This is a genomic window from Streptomyces sp. NPDC101219 (assembly GCF_044767675.1).
In the GTDB taxonomy this organism is placed as follows: domain Bacteria; phylum Actinomycetota; class Actinomycetes; order Streptomycetales; family Streptomycetaceae; genus Streptomyces.
Map to the genome: position 1 here is coordinate 174,405 of NZ_JBIWOK010000008.1, position 22,686 is coordinate 197,090.

20 protein-coding genes are annotated in these 22,686 nt (G+C 68.5%); 10 read left to right on the plus strand and 10 right to left on the minus strand.

Translation table 11 applies throughout. The features are described from left to right. Window positions 1–94: 94 nt before the first annotated feature. The 3 genes from ACIRPP_RS18010 to gyrB are packed head-to-tail and all read right to left on the minus strand — an operon-like array spanning window position 95 to window position 5,503. A complete protein-coding gene (locus tag ACIRPP_RS18010; protein ID WP_403643462.1) occupies window positions 95–814 on the minus strand; it encodes a DUF3566 domain-containing protein in 720 nt (239 codons plus the stop codon). An 18-nt stretch (window positions 815–832) separates the two neighbouring features. Then, complete coding sequence (gene gyrA / locus ACIRPP_RS18015; protein ID WP_403643465.1) at window positions 833–3,424, minus strand: DNA gyrase subunit A; 2,592 nt, start codon at window positions 3,422–3,424, stop codon at window positions 833–835. Window positions 3,425–3,466: 42 nt separating this feature from the next. Then, window positions 3,467–5,503, minus strand: a complete 2,037-nt coding sequence (gyrB, locus tag ACIRPP_RS18020) for a DNA topoisomerase (ATP-hydrolyzing) subunit B (protein WP_403643957.1) — start codon at window positions 5,501–5,503, stop codon at window positions 3,467–3,469. A gap of 661 nt (window positions 5,504–6,164) precedes the next feature. Between gyrB and ACIRPP_RS18025 the strand changes: the two genes are divergently transcribed. Then, complete coding sequence (locus ACIRPP_RS18025) at window positions 6,165–6,569, plus strand: hypothetical protein (protein WP_403643468.1); 405 nt, start codon at window positions 6,165–6,167, stop codon at window positions 6,567–6,569. Between the two features lie 133 nt (window positions 6,570–6,702). Here ACIRPP_RS18025 and ACIRPP_RS18030 read toward each other — a convergent pair whose 3' ends face one another. The 5 genes from ACIRPP_RS18030 to dnaA form a co-directional block, all read right to left on the minus strand. Further along, window positions 6,703–7,245, minus strand: coding sequence for a DUF721 domain-containing protein (locus ACIRPP_RS18030; RefSeq protein WP_403643470.1), 543 nt, complete (start codon window positions 7,243–7,245; stop codon window positions 6,703–6,705). Beyond that, window positions 7,242–8,363: a DNA replication/repair protein RecF gene (gene recF, locus ACIRPP_RS18035; protein ID WP_403643473.1), complete on the minus strand. Its 1,122-nt coding sequence runs from the start codon at window positions 8,361–8,363 to the stop codon at window positions 7,242–7,244. The genes ACIRPP_RS18030 and recF overlap by 4 nt, the downstream gene beginning before the upstream one ends. A gap of 71 nt (window positions 8,364–8,434) precedes the next feature. Beyond that, on the minus strand, window positions 8,435–9,310 hold the full coding sequence (gnd, locus tag ACIRPP_RS18040; protein ID WP_403643476.1) for a phosphogluconate dehydrogenase (NAD(+)-dependent, decarboxylating): 876 nt from the start codon (window positions 9,308–9,310) through the stop codon (window positions 8,435–8,437). 240 nt (window positions 9,311–9,550) lie between these two features. Beyond that, complete coding sequence (gene dnaN / locus ACIRPP_RS18045) at window positions 9,551–10,681, minus strand: DNA polymerase III subunit beta (RefSeq protein WP_403643479.1); 1,131 nt, start codon at window positions 10,679–10,681, stop codon at window positions 9,551–9,553. Between the two features lie 1,103 nt (window positions 10,682–11,784). Beyond that, on the minus strand, window positions 11,785–13,734 hold the full coding sequence (dnaA, locus tag ACIRPP_RS18050) for a chromosomal replication initiator protein DnaA (RefSeq protein WP_403643482.1): 1,950 nt from the start codon (window positions 13,732–13,734) through the stop codon (window positions 11,785–11,787). Between the two features lie 376 nt (window positions 13,735–14,110). Between dnaA and rpmH the strand changes: the two genes are divergently transcribed. From rpmH to ACIRPP_RS18095, 9 genes are all read left to right on the plus strand, one after another. Beyond that, window positions 14,111–14,248, plus strand: a complete 138-nt coding sequence (gene rpmH, locus ACIRPP_RS18055; RefSeq protein WP_003956500.1) for a 50S ribosomal protein L34 — start codon at window positions 14,111–14,113, stop codon at window positions 14,246–14,248. A gap of 21 nt (window positions 14,249–14,269) precedes the next feature. Continuing rightward, window positions 14,270–14,641, plus strand: coding sequence for a ribonuclease P protein component (gene rnpA / locus ACIRPP_RS18060; RefSeq protein WP_403643487.1), 372 nt, complete (start codon window positions 14,270–14,272; stop codon window positions 14,639–14,641). Beyond that, window positions 14,638–15,012 carry a membrane protein insertion efficiency factor YidD gene (gene yidD, locus ACIRPP_RS18065; protein ID WP_362094020.1) on the plus strand — a complete coding sequence of 125 codons (375 nt, stop codon included), beginning with the start codon at window positions 14,638–14,640 and terminating at the stop codon, window positions 15,010–15,012. Before rnpA ends, yidD begins: the two co-directional genes overlap by 4 nt. A 3-nt stretch (window positions 15,013–15,015) precedes the next feature. Beyond that, window positions 15,016–16,284 carry a membrane protein insertase YidC gene (gene yidC, locus ACIRPP_RS18070; protein ID WP_403643491.1) on the plus strand — a complete coding sequence of 423 codons (1,269 nt, stop codon included), beginning with the start codon at window positions 15,016–15,018 and terminating at the stop codon, window positions 16,282–16,284. 15 nt (window positions 16,285–16,299) lie between these two features. After that, window positions 16,300–16,812, plus strand: a complete 513-nt coding sequence (locus tag ACIRPP_RS18075) for a protein jag (RefSeq protein WP_403643494.1) — start codon at window positions 16,300–16,302, stop codon at window positions 16,810–16,812. A 122-nt stretch (window positions 16,813–16,934) separates the two neighbouring features. Further along, a complete protein-coding gene (gene rsmG, locus ACIRPP_RS18080; protein WP_192230952.1) occupies window positions 16,935–17,654 on the plus strand; it encodes a 16S rRNA (guanine(527)-N(7))-methyltransferase RsmG in 720 nt (239 codons plus the stop codon). A gap of 321 nt (window positions 17,655–17,975) precedes the next feature. Continuing rightward, window positions 17,976–19,052 (plus strand): ParA family protein, encoded by a 1,077-nt coding sequence (locus tag ACIRPP_RS18085; RefSeq protein WP_164335651.1) that lies wholly within the window; start codon window positions 17,976–17,978, stop codon window positions 19,050–19,052. Further along, a complete protein-coding gene (locus ACIRPP_RS18090) occupies window positions 19,049–20,143 on the plus strand; it encodes a ParB/RepB/Spo0J family partition protein (protein ID WP_403643498.1) in 1,095 nt (364 codons plus the stop codon). The genes ACIRPP_RS18085 and ACIRPP_RS18090 overlap by 4 nt, the downstream gene beginning before the upstream one ends. A gap of 312 nt (window positions 20,144–20,455) precedes the next feature. Further along, a complete protein-coding gene (locus tag ACIRPP_RS18095; RefSeq protein WP_403643501.1) occupies window positions 20,456–21,073 on the plus strand; it encodes a GNAT family N-acetyltransferase in 618 nt (205 codons plus the stop codon). Between the two features lie 104 nt (window positions 21,074–21,177). Here the strand turns inward: ACIRPP_RS18095 and trxA are convergent, their stop codons facing one another. Beyond that, window positions 21,178–21,510: a thioredoxin gene (trxA, locus tag ACIRPP_RS18100; RefSeq protein WP_403643504.1), complete on the minus strand. Its 333-nt coding sequence runs from the start codon at window positions 21,508–21,510 to the stop codon at window positions 21,178–21,180. A gap of 42 nt (window positions 21,511–21,552) precedes the next feature. Then, window positions 21,553–22,524, minus strand: a complete 972-nt coding sequence (trxB, locus tag ACIRPP_RS18105) for a thioredoxin-disulfide reductase (RefSeq protein WP_403643506.1) — start codon at window positions 22,522–22,524, stop codon at window positions 21,553–21,555. Window positions 22,525–22,686 lie beyond the last annotated feature (162 nt).

A 22,686-nucleotide genomic window follows, 5' to 3' on the forward strand; every position in this document is an offset into this window, starting at 1 on the left:
CGCTGACTCCTGAAGATTAGCGCACGACCGGGGCAGTCCCAAAATCGGTTGGCGGGGGACCGTCCGAGCAGGCCGGACCGGCTCCCCGCCCCGCTCACTCGTCCTCGGCCAGCGTCAGCTCGACGCCGCCCACGAAGCCCGCGGAGAGGTTGTAGATGAAGGCGCCGAGCGTCGCCAGGGCCGTCGCCAGGACGACGTCGATGACCGCGATGATCGTGGTGAAGAGCAGGACGTTGGGCAGCGACAGGAACGCCTGGAGATCGAACCCGTTCGACTCGTTGGAGCCGGTCGCCTCCGAGATGGTGCCGCCCACGGTCGAGAACACGCCCATGGCGTCCATGACCATCCACAGCACGGCCGACGCCACGATGGTGCAGACGCCGAGCGCGATGGAGAGCAGGAAGCTGACCTTCATCACCGACCACGGGTCGGCCTTGGCCACCCGCAGCCGCGCCTTGCGGACGCGCGGGGTGGTGCGGGCCCCGGTGCGCGCGCGGCGCACCGCGCCGGCCTGGCCGCCGGCCGTCCCGCCCTGCGCCGGGTAGGCCTGCGGCGGGTGGTACGGGCCGGACTGCTGCTGCGACTGCCGTTCTCCCGGCAGCGGCGACGCCGACTGGGGGGCCTGCTGCGGGCCCCGGCTGTCCGTCACACGTTCCCCCTGGGATCCCTGCGGGCCGGACGCGCGCGTGTCGTCGGCCTTGATCGGCTTGAGGTTGGTCGTGTGCGGATCCGTCGCCTGCGCGGCTGAGCCACGGGCACCGCCGTCCGTCCCCGTACTGGTACCGGTGGGTCCGGCGCCCGTGGCTCCGCTCACGCTGACTCACTCCTCGTCCTACTCGGTCGAGGGCGCCTCACCCTCGACCGCGCCGGTGGTCGCGGCACTCTCGTCGGTCTCGTCCACGGCCACGTCGCCGTCGACTTCCTCCGCCTCGCGTCCCGCCTCGGCGTTACGGGCGATGCCGACCACGGCATCGCGCTTGCCCAGATTGATCAGTTGGACGCCCATGGTGTCACGGCCCGTCTCCCTGACCTCGTTGACTCGCGTACGAATCACGCCGCCGGACAGCGTGATGGCGAGGATCTCGTCGGTCTCCTCGACCACCAGCGCGCCGACGAGGGTTCCGCGGTCCTCGACGATCTTGGCAGCCTTGATGCCGAGGCCGCCGCGACCCTGGACGCGGTACTCGTCGACAGCGGTCCGCTTCGCGTACCCGCCGTCGGTGGCAGTGAACACGAACGTACCGGGTCGAACAACATTCATCGAGAGCAGCTCGTCCCCTTCGCGGAAACTCATGCCCTTGACGCCCGAGGTCGCACGGCCCATGGGACGCAACGTGTCGTCCGTGGCGGTGAACCTGATCGACTGCGCCTTCTTGCTGATCAGCAGAAGGTCGTCGTCGGACGACACGAGTTCGGCCCCGATCAGTTCGTCGTCGGAACCGTCCTCCTGCTCGCGCAGGTTGATCGCGATCACACCACCGGAACGCGGAGAATCGTAATCCTTCAGCGCGGTCTTCTTGACCAGACCGGCCTTGGTGGCGAGCACCAGGTACGGCGCGGCCTCGTAGTCGCGGATCGCCAGGATCTCGGCGATCACCTCGTCCGGCTGGAACGCCAGCAGGTTGGCCACGTGCTGGCCGCGGGCCTCCCGGCCGGCATCGGGCAGTTCGTACGCCTTCGCGCGGTAGACGCGGCCCTTGTTGGTGAAGAACAGCAGCCAGTGGTGCGTCGTGGACACGAAGAAGTGGTTGACGATGTCGTCTTCCTTGAGCTTCGTGCCGCGCACGCCCTTGCCGCCGCGCTTCTGCGCCCGGTAGTCGTGCGTCTTGGTGCGCTTGATGTAGCCGCCGCGGGTGACCGTGACGACGATGTCCTCCTCGGCGATCAGGTCCTCGATGGACATGTCGCCCTCGTAGGGGATCAGCTTCGTCTTGCGGTCGTCGCCGTACTTCTCGACGATCGCGGCCAGCTCCTCGCTCACGATGCCGCGCTGACGCACCGGGGAGGCCAGGATCTCGTTGTACTCGTCGATCTTCGCCTGGAGCTCGTCGTGCTCCTGGACGATCTTCTGCCGCTCCAGGGCCGCCAGCCGGCGGAGCTGCATCTCCAGGATCGCGTTGGCCTGGATCTCGTCGATCTCCAGGAGGTCCATCAGGCCCCCGCGCGCGATCTCGACGGTGTCACTGCGCCGGATCAGCGCGATGACCTCGTCGATGGCGTCCAGGGCCTTCAGGAGGCCACGCAGGATGTGGGCGCGCTCCTCGGCCTTGCGCAGCCGGAAACGGGTCCGGCGGACGATGACCTCGATCTGGTGGGTGACCCAGTGGCGGATGAACGCGTCCAGCGACAGCGTGCGCGGCACGCCGTCCACCAGCGCCAGCATGTTGGCGCCGAAGTTCGTCTGCAGGTCGGTGTGCTTGTACAGGTTGTTCAGGACGACCTTGGCGACCGCGTCCCGCTTGAGCACGATGACCAGGCGCTGGCCGGTGCGCGAGGAGGTCTCGTCGCGCACGTCGGCGATGCCGCCGATCTTGCCGTCCTTCACCAGGTCGGCGATCTTCTGCGCGAGGTTGTCCGGGTTGACCTGGTAGGGCAGCTCGGTGACCACCAGGCACTGACGGTTCTGGATCTCCTCGACCTCGACCACCGCGCGCATGGTGATCGAGCCGCGGCCGGTGCGGTAGGCCTCCTCGATGCCCTTGCGGCCCACCACCAGGGCGCCGGTCGGGAAGTCGGGGCCCTTGATGCGCTCCATCAGCGCGTCGAGCAGGTCCTCCTGGGACGCCTCGGGGTTCTCCAGGTACCACTGGGCACCGGCGGCGACCTCGCGCAGGTTGTGCGGCGGGATGTTGGTCGCCATGCCGACCGCGATGCCGGCCGAGCCGTTGATCAGCAGGTTCGGGAAGCGGGCGGGCAGGACGGTCGGCTCCTGGGAGCGGCCGTCGTAGTTGTCCGTGAAGTCGACGGTCTCCTCGTCGATGTCGCGGACCATCTCCATCGACAGCGGCGCCATCTTGCACTCGGTGTACCGCATGGCCGCCGCGGGGTCGTTGCCCGGGGAGCCGAAGTTGCCGTTGGAGTCCACCAGCGGCATGCGCATCGACCACGGCTGCGCGAGGCGGACCAGCGCGTCGTAGATCGAGGAGTCGCCGTGCGGGTGGTAGTTGCCCATGACGTCGCCGACCACGCGCGCGCACTTGTAGAAGCCGCGCTCGGGGCGGTATCCGCCGTCGTACATGGCGTACAGCACCCGGCGGTGGACCGGCTTGAGGCCGTCACGGACGTCCGGCAGCGCACGCGAGACGATGACGGACATCGCGTAGTCGAGGTAGGAGCGCTGCATCTCCGTCTCGAGCCCGACCGGCTCGACGCGCAGCGCGAGGCCGTCCTCTTCGGGCGTGACGGGAGTGTTCTCGTCGGTCATTGCTGGTGAAGATCCTTCCTGATGCGGTCAGCTGAGACCGACTCAGATGTCGAGGAAGCGGACGTCCTTGGCGTTGCGCTGGATGAACTGGCGGCGGGCCTCCACGTCCTCGCCCATCAGGACCGAGAACAGGTCGTCGGCCTGCGCCGCGTCGTCCAGGGTGACCTGGCCGAGGACGCGGTGCTCCTGGTCCATGGTCGTGATGCGCAGCTCCTCGGCGTTCATCTCGCCGAGGCCCTTGAAGCGCTGGATGGAGTCCTCGCGTACCCGCTTGCCGCGCTGGCGTCCCATCTCGATCAGCGCGTCGCGCTCGCGGTCGGAGTAGGCGTACTCCACCTCGTCCCGGCCCCACTTGATCTTGTAGAGCGGGGGACGCGACAGGAACACGTGCCCGGCCTCGACCAGCGGACGCATGAAGCGGAACAGGAACGTCAGCAGCAGGGTGTTGATGTGCTGGCCGTCGACGTCGGCGTCCGCCATCAGGATGATCTTGTGATAGCGGAGCTTCTCGATGTCGAAGTCCTCGTGCACACCGGTGCCGAAGGCGGAGATCAGCGCCTGGATCTCCTGGTTCTGCAGGATCTTGTCGATCCGCGCCTTCTCGACGTTGAGGATCTTGCCGCGGATCGGGAGGATCGCCTGGTACTCGGGGTTGCGGCCGGACTTGGCCGAGCCGCCGGCGGAGTCACCCTCGACGATGAAGATCTCGCACTTGGTGGGGTCGTTCGACTGGCAGTCGGAGAGCTTGCCCGGCAGGGACGCGGTCTCCAGCAGACCCTTGCGCCGCGTGAGGTCGCGGGCCTTGCGGGCAGCGACGCGCGCGGTGGCGGCCTGGATGCCCTTGCGGACGATGTCCGCCGCCTCGTTCGGGTTGCGGTCCAGCCAGTCCGCGAGGTGCTCGTAGACGACCTTCTGCACGAAGGTCTTCACCTCGGTGTTGCCCAGCTTGGTCTTGGTCTGGCCCTCGAACTGCGGTTCGCTCAGCTTGACCGAGATGATCGCCGTGAGGCCCTCGCGGATGTCGTCACCCGTGAGGTTGTCCTCCTTGTCGCGCAGCAGCTTCCGGTCGCGCGCGTACTTGTTGATCAGCGAGGTGAGCGCGGCGCGGAAGCCCTCTTCGTGCGTACCGCCCTCGTGCGTGTGGATGATGTTGGCGAAGGAGTACACGCCCTCGGTGTAGCCGCCGTTCCACTGCATGGCGACCTCGAGGGACAGGTGCTTGTCCTTGTCCTCGGCCTCCAGGTCGATGACGGTGGGGTGCACCACGTCACCCTTGCGGGAGTTGAGGTACTTCACGAAGTCGACGATGCCGCCCTCGTAGTAGTACGAGACGTGCTTGACCTCGTGCTTCTCGTCCTCGCCCGCCTCGTCCGCACCGGCGGTGGCCTTCGCCGACTCCCGCTCGTCGGTGAGGTTGATGCGCAGACCCTTGTTGAGGAACGCCATCTCCTGGAAGCGCCGCGAGAGCGTCTCGAAGGAGTAGTCGGTGGTCTCGAAGATGTCGGGGTCGGCCCAGAAGGTGACCGTGGTGCCGTGCTCGTCCGTGGCCTCGTGCTTGGCGAGCGGGGCGGTCGGAACGCCCAGCTTGTAGTCCTGCGTCCAGCGGTAACCGTCGGTCTTGATCTCGACGGACACCTTGGTCGACAGGGCGTTCACGACGGACACGCCCACGCCGTGCAGACCGCCGGACACCGCGTAGCCGCCGCCGCCGAACTTTCCGCCCGCGTGCAGGACCGTCAGCACGACCTCGACGGCCGGCTTGCCCTCGGAGGGGACGATGCCGACCGGGATGCCACGCCCGTTGTCGACGACCCGCACGCCGCCGTCAGCGAGGATCGTGACGTCGATGGTGTCCGCGTGACCGGCCAGCGCCTCGTCGACGGAGTTGTCCACGACCTCCTGCACCAGGTGGTGCAGGCCTCGCTCACCGGTCGAGCCGATGTACATGCCGGGTCGCTTGCGGACCGCGTCCAGGCCCTCGAGGACGGTGATGGCGCTGGCGTCGTACGAGGCGGTGGCCTCGGCGTCGTCAGCGTCGATGGACGGGATGATCTCGTTGGGGTTGCCGGAATCGGCCACGAAGCGCCCTTTCTGGCACAGCACGAGCCGAACTCCTGGGGGTACCCCCTTTGGGGGAGGGTCGCCGGAGCGGCTGCGGCATGTTGCGTTGGTAAGCCTTGATCAGCGTTGCTCAGCTTTTCCCGGGCGGTCCCCACGATCGGGGCGGGATTGGCTCCAGTCTACCGGTAGCGCTGACATCGATGGGGGTTTGCCGGTACCTGGATCCGCATGTGCCGCCCTCAACCGGCCTCTCGCGACTCCCGATATGCGGATGGGGGCCCCAGGCGGCTCACGAGGGCACTCAGCGCTTCTGACCGTCAACCCTTTGCTACTTAGGAGTCAGGTGACGATTCGCCCTCGTGTGCGATGCGCGGGCGAAGGGGTCGAGACCGCCCCGATCAGGGGGTTGAGAACCCCTGATGTGATGTCAATCACGTGATGCGGACGGGCCGGAAATCGACGTTCTCTCGTCCGTACGTGTCACCGGGGCCCGTGCTCCCGGCGTGCACGGGGGGCCGAAAGTGACGCCGCCGTGACGATCATGTCGTGTTAGCGTCAAAGCTCGCGCCCTCAGCCGCCGACGGTGCGGCCGCCCTGCGGTTGACCATGCAGGTCGAGCCTGTGGTTGACGTCCGGCCGGGCGCGGGTTCTTGTTCAAGAATCAATGAAACGGGGATAAGTGAATATACGAAAGCGTTCTCTGTCCAAGGCAGCCGTCGTCCTCGGCGCGGCGGCACTGGTGATGGGCACGGCATCGGGCGCCTGGGCGGACGGTGACCCCATCACGGTCAAGACCACGGACGACAACCCCGGCGGCTGGGCGACCTTCTGGCCCAACGGCGAGAAGTTCACCGTCACCGATCACCAGGCCGACGGCATGCGCGCCTCCGGCTACATCCGGTTCAACGGCAAGACCTACCGCCTGGACGACGCCAACGGCGCGAGCACGGGGTCCAGCGCCGGCGGGGTGTCGCGCGACTTCTCGATCGCGGAAGGCACCAAGGTCGAGATCAAGGTCTGTCTCCGGGACGGAGCCAACGGGGCGGCCAAGTTCTGCAGCGCATGGCGTGCCGCTCTCGCCTGACCACGCATGACGGTCCGACACCGCCCGGTGATCCGGACGGCGTCGGACCGGTCGGCCATGCCCGGCCCGAGGGCCTGCGGTGCACCCACCACGGGCCCTCGGACCACCGGGGCGGCGCGGCGCCGGTGCCCGGCTAGCCGTACGTGTCACCGGGACCGGTGCTGCCCGGTGCGCGCAGGGGTCCGTAGCGGCGCGCGGGACCGCCGGGACCGTTGACCTTGATCAGCTTCACCGTGCCGTGCCCGAGGTCCTGGTTCAGCCGGGCGACCAGGGTCGGCGCGAGCAGCCGCAGATTCGTCGCCCAGGCCGTGGAGTCGCAGCGCACGAACAGGACCCGCTCGTCCTCGTCGTACCGCTCGGGCGCACAATGCTTGGCCACGTCCTCGCCGACGATCTCCGGCCAGCGCCCCATCACCCCGCCGACCGCGGCCGGCGCCTCCCAGCCCCGCTCCGTCAGCAGACGGTTGATCGCCGCACCGAGCGCCATGGGGTCCCGCCGGTCGGCACCCGCGCCGGAGCGCAGACCACCGCGTCGCACCTGCTTCTTCTGCCGGGCCGCGTCACCACGCGCGCGGGCCGCCTCCCTGGCCGCCCGCAGCGCCACCCGCGCGAGATCGACACCGGACTGCTGCGGCACGCCCCCCGGGGCGTCCCCGGGCTCACGGCGCTCACTCATGCGCGCTCCACCGTCCCCTCCGCCACCCGGAACCGCGTCCCGGTCAGGACGTGGGGGACGTCGTCGTCCACCGCCGCGGTCACCAGTACCTGCTCACCGGGCGCCACGAGCTCGGCGAGCCGCTCACGGCGACGCGTGTCCAGCTCCGCGAAGACGTCGTCGAGCACCAACACCGGTTCGTTGCCCTCGGCGCGCAGCAGGTCGTACGACGCCAGCCGCAGGGCGAGCGCGTAGGACCAGGACTCCCCGTGGGAGGCGTACCCCTTCGCGGGCATCTGGCCCAGGCGCAGCAGCAGATCGTCGCGGTGCGGGCCGACCAGGGTGACGCCCCGCTCGATCTCCTGCTTCCGCACGTCCGACAGCGCCGCCATGAGCTGCTCGAACAGGTCTTCACGCGTGTGCGCCTCGCCGGGCGCGGACGGCTTGTACTCCAGCGCCAGCGGCCCGCCCCCCGGCGCGAGCTGTTCGTACGCCTTGTCCGCCAGCGGCTGGACCGCCGCGATCAGGTCCAGGCGCTGCGCGAGCAGCTCGGCACCGGCCCGCGCGAGGTGCTGGTCCCAGACGTCCAGCGTCGACAGATCCAGGGTGCGGCCGCCGTGCCGACGGGCCAGCGCGGCCGACTTCAGCAGAGTGTTGCGCTGCTTGAGCACCCGGTCGTAGTCGGAACGGACGCCGGCCATGCGCGGGGCACGGGCGGTGATCAGCTCGTCCAGGAAACGGCGCCGCTCGCCCGGGTCCCCCTTGATCAGGGCGAGGTCCTCGGGCGCGAACAGCACGGTGCGGACGATCCCCAGCACATCGCGCGGCCGGACCTGCGAGGAACGGTTGATGCGGGCCCGGTTGGCACGCCCCGGGTTCAGCTCCAGCTCGACGAGCTGCTGCCGCTCCCCCTGGCGGACCTGCGCCCGGACGATCGCGCGGTCGGCCCCCATCCGCACCAGCGGGGCGTCGGAGGAGACTCGATGACTGCCGAGGGTGGCGAGGTAGCCGACGGCCTCGACCAGGTTCGTCTTGCCCTGGCCGTTGGGACCGACGAAGGCCGTCACCCCCGGGTCGAGCGGGACCTCGACCCGGGAGTAGGACCGGAAATCGGCCAGCGACAGGTGCGTGACGTGCATGGTCGTTCGCCGACCTCCCCCGGCGCCGTGGGCCGCCGTGCGGCCCTGTGGATGACTGCTTCTCCTGTGGATTACTTCTTCTCGACCGCGTGACCACCGAACTGGTTGCGCAGAGCCGCGATCATCTTCATCTGCGGCGAGTCCTCCTGTCGCGAGGAGAACCGCGCGAACAGCGACGCGGTGATCGCGGGCAGCGGGACCGCGTGGTCGATGGCCGCCTCCACAGTCCAGCGTCCCTCACCCGAGTCCTGTGCATAACCCCGGAGCGCGTCCAGGTGCTCGTCCTCGTCGAGCGCGTTCACCGCGAGGTCGAGCAGCCAGGAACGGATGACCGTGCCCTCCTGCCAGGAGCGGAACACCTCGCGGACGTCCGTGACGGAGTCGGCCTTCTCGAGCAGCTCCCAGCCCTCGGCGTACGCCTGCATCATGGCGTACTCGATGCCGTTGTGGACCATCTTCGCGAAGTGGCCGGCGCCCACCTTGCCGGCGTGCACCGAGCCGGAGTCGCCCTCCGGCTTCAGGGCGTCGAAGACCGGCTGCACCTTGGCGACGTGCTCCTTGTCGCCGCCGTACATCAGCGCGTAGCCGTTCTCCAGGCCCCAGACGCCGCCGGAGACACCGCAGTCGACGAAGCCTATGCCCTTGGCTGCCAGCTCCTCGGCGTGCTTCTCGTCGTCCGTCCAGCGGGAGTTGCCGCCGTCCACCACGACGTCGCCGGGCTCGAGCAGCTCGGCCAGCTCGTCGATCGTGGCCTGGGTGCCCTCGCCGGCCGGGACCATCACCCACACCACGCGCGGGGCAGCCAGCTTGTCCACCAGCTCGCGAAGGCTGTGGACGTCGGCGAGATCGGGATTGCGGTCGTATCCGACGACGGTGTGACCTGCGCGGCGGATCCGCTCGCGCATGTTGCCGCCCATCTTGCCGAGGCCGACGAGACCGAGCTCCATCAGTTGTGTTCCTTAGGTTGCGACGTGACGTGGCGTGGCGGCACGGACGTGCCGTGGCACTGATGTACCGTCCCGAGCCTAAACCCGGACGCTCACGCACATCTGTGGGCGTAAGCGCTCATACGCACGCCCTCACCTGCGGGTTCGTCCCCAGGCGCTTCCGGGCCCGGCCGATCCGGCGGGAGCCGGTGGTCCACCGGACCCGGAAGCGTGGTGCACACCTGTGGACGGTGCCGCCGCTCAGCCGCTCAGCCGCACCGGCATGATCAGGTACTTGTAGGCGTCGTCCGCCTCCGCGTCCACCGCGGGCCGCCCGCTGAGCAGCGCGGGCTTGGTGGACGTGGTGAAGGACAGCTGCGCCACCGGGGAGTCGATCGCGCTCAGGCCGTCCAGCAGGAACGTCGGGTTGAAGGCGATGGAGATGTCGTCACCCTCCAGCTGGGCGTCGACCCTTTCCACAGCCTGTGCGTCATCGCTGGAGCCGGCCTCCAGGATCAGCACACCCTGCTCGAAGCTGAGCCGCACGGGAGTGTTGCGCTCGGCGACCAGCGCCACGCGCTTCACGGCCTCCACGAAGGGGGCGGTCTCGATCACGGCGACGCTGTTGAACTCCGTCGGGAACAGCGTGCGGTACTTCGGGAGGTCGCCCTCCAGCAGACGGGTCGTGGTGCGGCGGCCGGCGCCCTCGAAACCGATCAGGCCCTCGCCCGCACCCGAGCCGGAGAGCGCCAGGATCACCTGGTCACCGCTGGTCAGGGCCTTGGCCGTGTCCAGCAGCGTCTTGGCGGGCACCAGGGCGACCGCGGAGGCCTCCGGGTTCTCCGGCTTCCACAGGAACTCGCGGACCGCGAAACGGTAGCGGTCGGTGGAGGCGAGCGTCACCGTGTCGCCCTCGATCTCGATGCGCACACCCGTCAGGACGGGCAGCGTGTCGTCGCGCCCGGCGGCGATCGCAACCTGCTGCACGGCGGAGGCGAAGACCTCGCCGGGAACCGTGCCCGTGGCGTTCGGCATCTGCGGCAGGGCCGGGTACTCCTCCACGGGCAGGGTGTGGAGCGTGAACCGCGAGGAGCCGCACACCACCGTCGCCCGTACACCGTCTGTGGAAATCTCCACCGGCCGGTTGGGAAGGGCGCGGGAGATGTCGGCGAGCAGGCGGCCGGAGACGAGCACCGTGCCCCCCTCCTCGATCTCCGCCTCCACCGAGACCCGCGCGGAGACCTCGTAGTCGAAGCTGGAGAGGCTGAGCTGACCGTCCTCGGCCTTCAGCAGCAGGCCGGCGAGGACAGGCGCCGGCGGACGGGCCGGGAGGCTGCGTGCCGCCCAGGCCACTGCCTCCGCGAGTACGTCGCGTTCCACCCGGATCTTCACTGTTGCCGCCTCCTGCTGTTGCCGGCGCTTCTCGCCCTGCCTGGCTCCGTCGTCTGACTCGGTGTCATCGCTCCCGGTACTGGGAAGGACACCGGGGACCAGTCTGACGCACGGCACTGACAGTAGGTGCCTCTCGGGGTCAAGTCGTGACGAGGGGCAGCCGGGGTCGAAGCATCGAGTTGTGCACAGGACCCCCTTCGAAACGAATTCCTCGCTCTCTCTAGTTGGGAGTAGTAGTAGGGCCTGTGGATACCGTGGATAACCCCGTTTCCGCAGGTCAGCACCCAGATTTTGTCCACTGGCCCTGTGGGCGGTGGCAGTGGACAACTAGGGGCTTCTGTGGAGAACGGAAAGTTCTGCACATCCCGTGCACAGGTCGGGGTGAGTTCTCCCCAGCACCGTCCCCAGGTTTCGGCGTCTTTCCCACAGGGCCTCGCGGCACCTTGATGTGACGCCTTTCACTCGACCCGGTGAGGGCGGGCGTCACGTTGCCGAACAGTGGACAGGCATGTGGAGAAAACGGTGATCGCTGGGGACAACAGCCCCCAGCCTGTGGGTTGTCGGTGGACAACTCTGTGCACAGGCTGTGGATCACTTCCTTGTCCACAGTCTGTGGAGATCGCTCGTCCACGAATCCACAACCGGCTGACCTGGCTCGATCCTCCCTCACCAGGGTCGCCTGTGGACGGCGTCGGGACAACTTCCCAGTCCCCAGGATGTGGACGCGAAAAAGTAGCCGAATCTGTGGAGAGAGGCCGTAACCAGGCCATTAATCGAACAGCGGTCACGGAGCGCCGGTCGCCGCCATAGGCAGGGCGAGGCGAGGTGGGCGAGCACGGAAGGAAGACGCAGGGCACGGCAACGGGGGCGGCGGAGGGCTCGGGAACGAGCTCGGCGGAGGCCTGTCACCCGTCCCGGCCGATCAGAGACGGGCTCATGCCCGACGGGCCGGCTCCGGCCCCGGGGGGCCCGCGCGGCCACGGAGGCGCTGACCCACGGGCAGACGGCCCCGGTCCTGGGCACGACGGCCCCCGGCCCGGCGTATGACGAAGGGCGCCACCGGATCTGCTCCGGAGGCGCCCTCGACGGGTCGTGGCCGGCCCTCAGCCCGCCTTGATGCGGTTGGTGAGCTCGGTGACCTGGTTGTAGATCGAGCGCCGCTCGGCCATCAGATTGCGGATCTTGCGGTCCGCGTGCATCACCGTGGTGTGGTCCCGGCCGCCGAACAGCGCGCCGATCTTCGGCAGCGACAGATCCGTCAGCTCACGGCACAGGTACATCGCGATCTGCCGCGCGGTCACCAGCGCGCGACCGCGCGAGGTGCCGCACAGGTCCTCGACCGTGAGGCCGAAGTAGTCGGCGGTCGCGCTCATGATGGCCGTCGAGGTGATCTCGGGCGCCGAGTCGTCGCCGCCGGGGATCAGGTCCTTCAGGACGATCTCCGTCAGGCCCAGGTCCACCGGCTGGCGGTTGAGCGAGGCGAAGGCCGTCACGCGGATCAGCGCGCCCTCCAGCTCACGGATGTTCCGCGAGATGCGCGACGCGATGAACTCCAGCACCTCCGGCGGGGCGTTGAGCTGTTCCTGCACCGCCTTCTTGCGCAGGATGGCGATGCGCGTCTCCAGCTCGGGCGGCTGGACGTCCGTGATCAGCCCCCACTCGAAACGGTTCCGCAGCCGGTCCTCCAGCGTCACCAGCTGCTTGGGCGGCCGGTCGCTGGACAGCACGATCTGCTTGTTGGCGTTGTGCAGCGTGTTGAAGGTGTGGAAGAACTCCTCCTGCGTCGACTCCTTGTCCGCCAGGAACTGGATGTCGTCGACCAGGAGGATGTCCATCTCGCGGTAGCGCTTGCGGAAGCTGTCGCCCTTGCCGTCGCGGATGGAGTTGATGAACTCGTTGGTGAACTCCTCCGAGCTGACGTAGCGCACCCGGGTGCCCGGGTAGAGGCTGCGCGCGTAGTGCCCGATGGCGTGCAGCAGGTGCGTCTTGCCGAGTCCCGACTCCCCATAGATGAAGAGGGGGTTGTACGCCTTGGCGGGCGCCTCCGCGACGGCGACCGCGGCCGCGTGTGCGAACCGGTTGGACGCGCCGATCACGAACGTGTCGAAGAGGTACTTCGGGTTCAGCCGCGCCGTCGGTTCCCCGGGGCCGGTGGCCGGCGCGGGCTGCGCCGCCAGCGGGCCGGGAGCGCCGGTGGTCGGCAGGTTCGGGCCGACCGGTCCGCCCCGGTGGACGTGCCCGGAACCGGCCGGGGGCTCGGGCCGCTCGCGGCGCCCGGCGTCACGCGGGTCGTAGTCGCCCCGGTCGTAGTCACCGCGGTCGTAGTCGGCGCGCGGCGGTTCGTACTCGGAGCGCTGCGGGTCGTAGGAGGGGCGCTCCATCGGCTGGGGGCGGTAGTCCTGCGGAGGCGGGCCCCCGTAGCCCTCCTGACCTCCGTACCCGTCCTGCGACGGCGACGCGTACGGGTCCCGGTCGGGAAAACCGAGACGCTGCTGCTGCCAGCCGTACTCGTCCTGTGCGGGCCGCGGCCAGGACCCCGGCTCGGGCCGCTGGTACTCGGCCGGGTAGGCAGGGCGGGCGGTGGGGAGCTGGTCGCCGGGGGGACCGGGCTGCTCGGGACGGCGGCGGCCGTACCCCTCATAACCGTCGTAGGAGCCCTCGTACTGTTCGCGCTCGTAGCTCTCGCGGTCCGGGCGCGCCGTCGGGAGCTCGGGCTCCTCGTACCGGGGCTGGGGACGGGGCCCTGGGGCAGGGGCGGGAGCGGCCGGGGGCTCGCCCGCCGACTCGTCGACGGTGATGGCGATCCGGATGGGGCGTCCGCACTCGCGGCTCAGGCTCTCGCTGACGACCGGCGCGAGGCGGCCCTCGAGCACGCCCTTCGCGAACTCGTTCGGCACGGCGAGCAGCGCGGTGTCGGCGACCAGGGCCAGCGGCTGGCAGCGCCGGATCCAGTGCTCGTCCTTCCCCTCGACCCCGTGACCACGGCCCTCACCGAGAAGCTGTTCCAGAACGCGTGGCCACACTGCGGCAAGATCGGCAGGTACGTCAGCCACAGGGCACGCTCTCTCACAGGTCCCTCGAACGTGTGATTCGGGGACGGGTCGGTAGATCAAAGGGTGGTGAAGGGACACAGGGGAACGAGTCGAAGTCCAGTCACGGTAGTCAGGGCGGCCGGTACGGTTCAAGTTGTTGTCCCCAGGCTGTGGACAAGTGTCTCCCGGCGAGCAGTGGTTTGACCGAATGGCGCAGCCGCGCGTACCGTGACGAGGTCGAGTTGTCGATGGCTGCTGCCGCCTGCCTCCGATGGGCACAGATCGCACAAGGTGATCGGTCAGCGGTGCACTCGGGCGTAACGCGAGCTACTCGTGGGCGCACGGTGACAGCCAGGACGGCATCCCGCAGACCCCGATCTTTTTCTGGAGCCCCCGAGTGAGCAAGCGCACCTTCCAGCCGAACAACCGTCGTCGCGCGAAGACCCACGGCTTCCGGCTGCGTATGCGCACCCGTGCCGGCCGCGCGATCCTCGCGTCCCGCCGTAGCAAGGGTCGCGCCCGCCTGTCCGCCTGATCCCGATCAGGTCATGACGTCGTGCTGCCCACCGAGAACCGGCTGAGGCGGCGCGAGGACTTCGCGATCGCCGTACGACGAGGACGCCGGGCCGGGCGCCAGCACCTCGTCGTACACCTTCGTAGCGGTGCCACGGACCCGCACGCGCCTGGGGAGAGCGCTCCCCCGACGCGTGCGGGTTTCGTCGTGAGCAAGGCTGTGGGGGGTGCGGTCGTGCGCAACAAGGTGAAGCGCAGGCTTCGCCACCTGATGCGCGAGCGAGTCGACCGGTTGCCCCCCGGTAGCCTGGTAGTCGTACGAGCGCTGCCCGGTGCGGGCGACGCCGACCACGCAGAACTGGCCCGAGACCTGGACGCCGCCCTGCAGCGGCTCCTGGGAGGGGGCACCCGATGAAGTACCCGCTGCTGGCCCTGATCAAGCTCTACCAGTGGACGATCAGTCCGCTGCTGGGCCCCGTGTGCAAGTACTACCCATCGTGTTCCCACTACGGCTACACGGCCATCGACCGGCACGGTGCCATCAAGGGCACAGCACTCACGGCCTGGCGCATCCTGCGGTGCAATCCGTGGTCGCTCGGTGGTGTGGACCATGTCCCTCCGCGCAAGCGCCCGCGGTGGCACGAGATGCTGCGAAGCGCCTGGCGTGCACGCAAGGGCGGGCCCTCCGCCGCCGAACCGGCCACCGAAGGACAGACTTCCCCCACAGGTCCGACGAGTCCTTCGAGCCCGGCCGCTGAGACCTCGTCCCATGCCCAAGGAGCATGATTAGTGGACACGATTGCCAGCTTCTTCAGCTTCATCACGACACCCGTCTCCTGGGTCATCGTCCAGTTCCACACGGTGTACGGCGCCATCTTCGGCCCCGACACCGGATGGGCCTGGGGCCTGTCCATCGTGTCCCTGGTGATCCTCATCCGTATCTGCCTGATCCCGCTCTTCGTGAAGCAGATCAAGGCGACGCGCGCGATGCAGACGCTCCAGCCGGAGATGAAGAAGATCCAGGAGCGCTACAAGAACGACCGGCAGCGCCAGTCCGAAGAGATGATGAAGCTCTACAAGGACACGGGCACCAACCCGCTGTCCTCGTGTCTTCCCATCCTGGCGCAGTCCCCGTTCTTCTTCGCGCTGTACCACGTGCTCAACAGCATCGCGTCGAACAACACCATCGGTGTGATCGACGAGAGCCTGCTCCGGAGTGCGCAGAAGGCCCACATCTTCGGCGCCCCGCTCGCCGCGAAGTTCACGGACAGCGCGGAGAAGGTCCAGGAGCTCAGCTCCTCGCTCACCGACGTGCGGGTCGTCACGGCGGTCATGATCGTCCTGATGTCGCTGTCGCAGTTCTACACGCAGCGCCAGCTGATGACGAAGAACGTCGACACCACGGTGAAGACGCCGTTCATGCAGCAGCAGAAGATGCTGATGTACGTCTTCCCCGTCATCTTCGCCGTCTTCGGTATCAACTTCCCGGTCGGTGTCCTCGTCTACTGGCTGACCACCAACGTGTGGACCATGGGCCAGCAGATGTACGTCATCCACAACAACCCGACCCCGGGTTCCAAGGCCCAGGCCGCCTACCTGGAGCGCCTTTCCAAGCACATCCTGAAGAACGGCGGGACCCGCAACCGTCGTCAGCGCGCCATCATCAAGGCCATCGTCGCCAAGGGCCGGGACCGCAACGAGCACGAGCGCAAGTTCATCACCGGTCTGAGCAAGAACGGCCTCGTCGCCCAGGCCGACGGCGCCGTGGTCAAGGGCGAGGCCACGGTCGACGAGGACGGCACCCAGACCGGCGGGACGGCGACGCCCAGGCGACAGCAGCCCAAGCGGCAGAGCAAGTCCCAGCGCCAGTCCGGCGTGACCAAGCCCGCCGGCGAACCCACCTCGCTCACCAAGTCCGACGAACAGCAGAGCAAGGCCAAAACGGCGGCCGGTGCCAAGAAGGGCACAGGCAAGCAGCCCGGCGGCGCCACCCGCAGCAAGGCCCAGTCCGGACAGCGCAAGGGCCCGCAGCGGCCCAAGTCCCCGTCCAAGAAGTAAGAAGGAGTCCATCCCGTGACGGAAGGCACCATCTCCACCGCTGCCGAGGGCACAGACACCCTGACCCGCCTGGAGCAGGAGGGTGAAATCGCTGCGGACTACCTGGAGGGCCTGCTCGACATCGCCGACCTCGACGGCGACATCGACATGGATGTCGAGGCCGACCGCGCCTCCGTATCGATCATCAGTGACACGGGCAGCCGTGACCTGCAGAAACTGGTCGGCCGCGACGGCGAGGTGCTGGAGGCGCTGCAGGAGCTCACGCGTCTGGCCGTGCACCGGGAGACCGGTGACCGAAGCCGCCTCATGCTCGACATCGCCGGTTACCGGGCCCGGAAGCGGGAGGAGCTCTCCGAGCTCGGTGCGAAGGCAGCGGCGGACGCCCGGAGCAGCGGCGAACCCGTGAAGCTGGATCCGATGACGCCGTTCGAGCGCAAGGTCGTGCACGACGCCGTCAAGGCCGCAGGTCTGCGCAGCGAGTCCGAGGGTGAGGAGCCGCAGCGCTTCGTCGTTGTGCTTCCCGCCTGAATCGGCTCCGTGCTCCACCGGCCCCGTCTGTTGCGCAGGCGGGGCCGGATTTTGTCAGCCTGATAGTTCGTGGTTCTGGTGTCGGCGCGTGTCGCCGGCACGGTACGGAAGGACGGTTCCCCGTGACCGAGGCAGCGGAGCTTCCCCCCGCGCCCGAGCAGGCACGCGAGGTGTTCGGTGCCCGCTTCGCAGACGCGGTCCGGTACGCGGAGCTGCTCGCCGAGGCAGGTGTGCAGCGAGGTCTGATCGGTCCGCGAGAGGTGCCCCGCCTGTGGGAGCGGCACCTGCTGAACTGCGCCGTGCTCTCCGAGGTCGTCCCCGAGGGAGTGACGGTCTGCGACGTCGGGTCGGGTGCCGGCCTGCCGGGCATTCCCCTGGCGCTCGTCCGGGAGGATCTTAAGATCACCCTGCTCGAGCCGCTGCTGAGGCGCACCACCTTTCTGACCGAGGTGGTGGAGCTGCTCGGACTGGATCACGTGACCGTGGTCCGCGGCCGGGCCGAAGAGGTCATGGGGAAGATCCCTCCCGTGCATGTCGTGACGGCACGGGCCGTGGCTCCCCTCGATCGTCTGGCCACCTGGGGTATCCCCCTGCTGCGGCCCTACGGGGAGATGCTGGCCCTCAAGGGGGACACCGCGGAGGAAGAACTCAAGAGCGCGGCGACCGCACTGAGCAAGCTGGGCGCCGTGACGACCTCGATCGTGCACGTCGGCGGTGGCGTCGTGGATCCGCAGTCGACGGTGGTGCGGGTCGAGGTGGGGGAGAGTCCCGGGGGTGTGCGCTTCGCGGCGAAGCGCGCCAAGGCGGCCCGCACCGGCCGCGCCCGCCGGCGCCGCGGGTAGGACAGCCGCCCCGTCTGCAGGGGGCCAGAAGGACTCCACCCAAGCTGCCGAACCGGCGTATGCCGGAGTGTCGCGGCGATACGGCTCTTGGGGCTGTGCATCGTGTTTCACGTGAAACGTCGCTCACTGCTGCACGGCATCATCAGTCGCGGCCGCGCTGCGGCCGAACCCCGCGACCGTAAGCCTCTCGGTTCACTCGGGGAGGGTCCTGTTCCGGAAGAAACTCCGCCCCCTGCGTCCCCCGAGGGGGGCACGGAGTTGTCCACAGAGGTGGATTTCTCCACAGAACGCCAGGCCTCACTGGTTCGCGACCCCGAAGACATGGGAGGCTCTGTTCATTGCGAGCCTGAAGTCGAGGAGAGTGAATCCTTGCGGTCCGACGCCAACATCGCGGGACCGATGACCGATCCGGTCCCCGGTCCCCGTACCGAGTCGATGGGGGCGGATGTTTCACGTGAAACACCGCCGCCTATGGACGACACTCCCATCGGTCGTGCTGCCCAGCTGGCAGTGGAGGCACTGGGACGCGCCGGTGAGGGCTTGCCACGGCCCGAACAGACCCGCGTCATGGTGGTGGCCAACCAGAAGGGTGGCGTCGGCAAGACGACGACTACCGTCAACCTGGCTGCCTCGCTGGCTCTGCATGGTGCTCGTGTCCTGGTGGTCGACCTCGACCCTCAGGGCAATGCGTCCACGGCGCTGGGCATCGACCACCACGCCGAGGTTCCGTCCATCTACGACGTCCTGGTGGAGAGCAAGCCGCTGGCGGATGTCGTTCAGCCCGTCCCTGACGTCGAAGGTCTCTTCTGCGCCCCCGCCACGATCGATCTCGCCGGTGCAGAGATCGAGCTGGTGTCCCTGGTCGCGCGGGAAAGCCGGTTGCAGCGGGCGATCCAGGCCTATGAGCAGCCGCTGGACTACATCCTCATCGACTGCCCGCCGTCCCTCGGGTTGCTGACGGTCAATGCTCTGGTGGCCGGCCAGGAGGTTCTGATCCCCATCCAGTGCGAGTACTACGCGCTGGAAGGGCTGGGCCAGTTGCTGCGCAACGTCGATCTGGTACGGGGCCACCTCAACCCCGCCCTGCACGTGTCGACGATCCTGCTCACCATGTACGACGGCCGGACCCGCCTCGCCTCCCAGGTCGCGGACGAGGTGCGCAGTCACTTCGGTGAAGAGGTCCTCCGGACGAGCATTCCGCGTTCGGTCCGCATCTCGGAGGCACCGAGTTACGGGCAGACGGTGCTGACCTACGATCCTGGATCGAGCGGTGCCCTCTCGTATCTCGAGGCGGCCCGTGAGATCGCGCTGAGGGGCGTCGGCATCAGCTATGACGCGTCGCACGCCCACATCGGCGCACAGCAGAACGATCCGAGCATGGTGGAGGGCGTCCAGTGAGCGAGCGACGGAGGGGGTTGGGCCGCGGTCTCGGCGCACTGATTCCCGCAGCCCCTACAGAGCGGACCGTGCCTCCGCCCGCAGTCGGAGGTGGTGCATCGTCCCCGTCAACCGGTGCGGCGCCGGTGCTTCCTCACGAGCGCGGTGTGGCAGCGGCGAAGGTGGCCACGCTGCCCCGTGTTTCACGTGAAACAGAGGACCTGGCGGCTGCGGACGGAGTCACGCCGCCCGTCGGTGCGCACTTCGCGGAGATTCCGCTGGACTCGATCACTCCGAACCCGCGTCAGCCGCGCACGGTCTTCGACGACGACGCCCTCGCGGAGCTCGTCACCTCCATCAAGGAGGTCGGCCTCCTCCAGCCGGTCGTCGTCCGGCAGACCGGTGGGGGCCAGTTCGAGCTCATCATGGGTGAGCGCCGCTGGCGGGCCTGCCGTGAGGCGGGTCTGGAGAAGGTCCCGGCGATCGTCAGGGCCACCGAGGACGAAAAGCTCCTGCTGGACGCCCTGCTGGAGAACCTGCACCGCGCCCAGCTCAACCCGCTGGAAGAGGCCGCGGCCTACGACCAGCTGCTGAGGGATTTCAACTGCACCCACGACCAGCTGGCCGACCGCATCGGACGGTCCCGGCCGCAGGTCTCCAACACCCTGCGCCTGCTGAAGCTGTCTCCCAGGGTGCAGAACCGCGTCGCCGCCGGGGTGCTCTCCGCGGGCCACGCCCGAGCCCTCCTGTCCGTCGACGACTCCGAGGAGCAGGACCGTCTGGCTCACCGGATCGTCGCCGAGGGCCTCTCGGTCCGGGCCGTCGAGGAGATCGTGAACCTGATGGGTTCGCGGCCGCAGAAGACCCCGAAGGCCAAGGGCCCGCGTGCAGGGGCTCGGGTATCGCCGGCACTGACCGACCTGGCGACCCGTCTCTCGGACCGGTTCGAGACGCGCGTGAAGGTCGACCTGGGCCAGAAGAAGGGCAAGATCACCGTCGAGTTCGCCTCCATGGAGGACCTCGAACGCATCCTCGGCACGCTCGCGCCCGGCGAGGGGCCGGTACTGCAGAGGAGCCTCGTGGACGACGACTCCGTGGAGCCTGAAGCCTGAGGCGCGGCTGCCCGCAGAAGCAGCTTGGGGCGGACCTGTCCGGTGTGTACCGGAACACGGTCCGCCCTTTGCTTTTCGCCGGTATCGAGGCAAACGCATCATGGATACGATGCGTTCGTATATGGCGCATCCACCCGGCAGGACGTCCGAGACCAAGGCAGGGGCCATGCAGATGACGAGCCGCACCCGGATGGTGAGTGCCTGGCTCGGGGTGGGCGCCGTCGGCGGCTTCGTCGGCAGCCTGCTCAGGGAACGGAGTGCTCTGGCCGCCGCGTGTGAGGCAGCGGGCGAAGAAAGCGAGGATCACCCTTCATGGGGCGTCGGGTCGTACCGCTCACGCTGGACAACCTTCAGGACCTCCCCCAGCGCTGTCGCTCGTGTGTCTTCTGGGAGCTCGACCCCGTCAGCGGTGAGACAGCGGTAAAGGCGGGCACATCCGCGCTCGAGAAGGAGTCGTGGATTTCGGCCGTCCTCCTGGACTGGGGTTCCTGCGGAAGAGTCGTCTACGTCGACGACGTCCCTGTCGGGTTCGTGCTCTACGCCCCGCCCGCCTACGTGCCTCGCTCCTCCGCGTTTCCCACGAGTCCCGTGTCACCGGACGCGGTCCAGCTGATCACCGCGATCATCGTGCCGGGTTACCAGGGTCAGGGACTGGGGCGGGTGATGGTGCAGACGGTGGCGAAGGATCTGATGCGCCGGGGCTTCAAGGCGATTGAGGCGTTCGGCGACGCCCGGTGGAAGGAGCCCGCGTGTGTTCTGCCCGCGGACCATCTGCTGGCCGTGGGCTTCAAGACCGTGCGGCAGCACCCCCGTTATCCCCGCTTGAGACTGGAGCTCAGGACGGCCCTCTCCTGGAAGGAAGACGTGGAGATGGCGCTGGACCGCTTGCTGGGAGCGGTGCAGAAGGAACCCGCCCTCCGGCCCCTCTGAGGCCGGAGGGCGGCCTCGACGGACCTCATACGAAAGGGCCGACCTTCACCGGGTCGGCCCTTTCGTGTTTCACGTGAAACATGCCGCCGCACGACGGCTCGCCGTCACTCGGCGATGAACTCCTCGAGGTCGCGGACGATCGCGGCCTTCGGCTTGGCACCGACGATGGTCTTGGCGACCTCGCCCCGCCGGTAGACGTTCAGGGTAGGGATGGACATGACGCCGTACTTGGCGGCCGTTCCCGGGTTCTCGTCGATGTTCAGCTTGACGACCTCGATCTTGTCTCCGTACTCGGAGGCGATGGCCTCGAGGGACGGAGCGATCTGGCGGCACGGGCCGCACCAGGCCGCCCAGAAGTCCACCAGGACGGGCTTGTCGCTCTTGAGGACGTCCTGCTCGAAGGAGTCGTCGGTCACGTTCTTCAGGGTGCCTGCCACGGCGGGCTCCTTAACTGGTCGATGCGTGGGGCGGGTGGGTGATCAGACGGCGGCGGTCTTCTCGGGTTCGGCCTTCTCACCGTCCGCGAGAGCGGCGAGGTAACGCTCGGCGTCCAGAGCGGCGGCACAGCCCGTGCCGGCCGCCGTGATCGCCTGGCGGTAGGTGTGGTCGACCACGTCACCGGCACCGAAGACGCCGGGAAGGCTCGTGCGGGTCGACGGCGCGTCGACCTTCAGGTAGCCCTCCTCGTCGAGCTCCAGCTGGCCCTTGACCAGCTCGGTGCGCGGGTCGTGCCCGATGGCGATGAACAGGCCGGTCACCGCCAGGTCCGACAGCTCGCCCGTCTTGACGTTGCGCAGCTTCAGACCGGAGAGCTTCTGGTCGCCCTGGACCTCGGCGACCTCGCTGTTCCAGACGAACGAGATCTTCGGGTCGGCGAAGGCACGCTCCTGCATCGCCTTGGAGGCGCGCAGGGTGTCCCTGCGGTGGACGACCGTCACGGACTTGGCGAAGCGTGAGAGGAAGGTGGCCTCCTCCATCGCGGTGTCGCCGCCACCGATCACGGCGATGTCCTGGTCCTTGAAGAAGAACCCGTCACAGGTCGCGCACCAGGAGACACCTCGGCCGGAGAGGGCGTCCTCGTTGGGCAGCCCCAGCTTGCGGTGCTGCGAGCCGGTGGTGACGATGACCGTCTTCGCCCGGTGGACCGTCCCCGCGGTGTCGGTGACGGTCTTGATGTCGCCGCTGAGGTCGACGGCCACCACGTCGTCCGGGACGAGCTCGGCGCCGAAGCGCTCGGCCTGGGCGCGCATGTTGTCCATGAGCTCGGGGCCCAGGACGCCGTCCTGGAAGCCGGGGAAGTTTTCGACATCGGTGGTGTTCATCAGGGCACCGCCGGCGGTGACGGCCCCTTCGAACACCAGGGGCTTCAGCGACGCACGGGCGGTGTAGAGCGCCGCCGTGTAGCCGGCGGGCCCCGAGCCGATGATGATCACGTTACGGACGTCGCTCACAGCGTGTTTCCTCGTCTCTGGTCTGCTTCGGTCGACCGGTGGTGGGAGCTTCTCGCGGACCTCTCACCCCATCCAACGGATCCTACGGGGCGCGCATTCCCGCCGTGCCGGGGCACACGGTAGCGCTATCGGAGGGTGTGCCGGCAGCGCGGCGGCCGACGG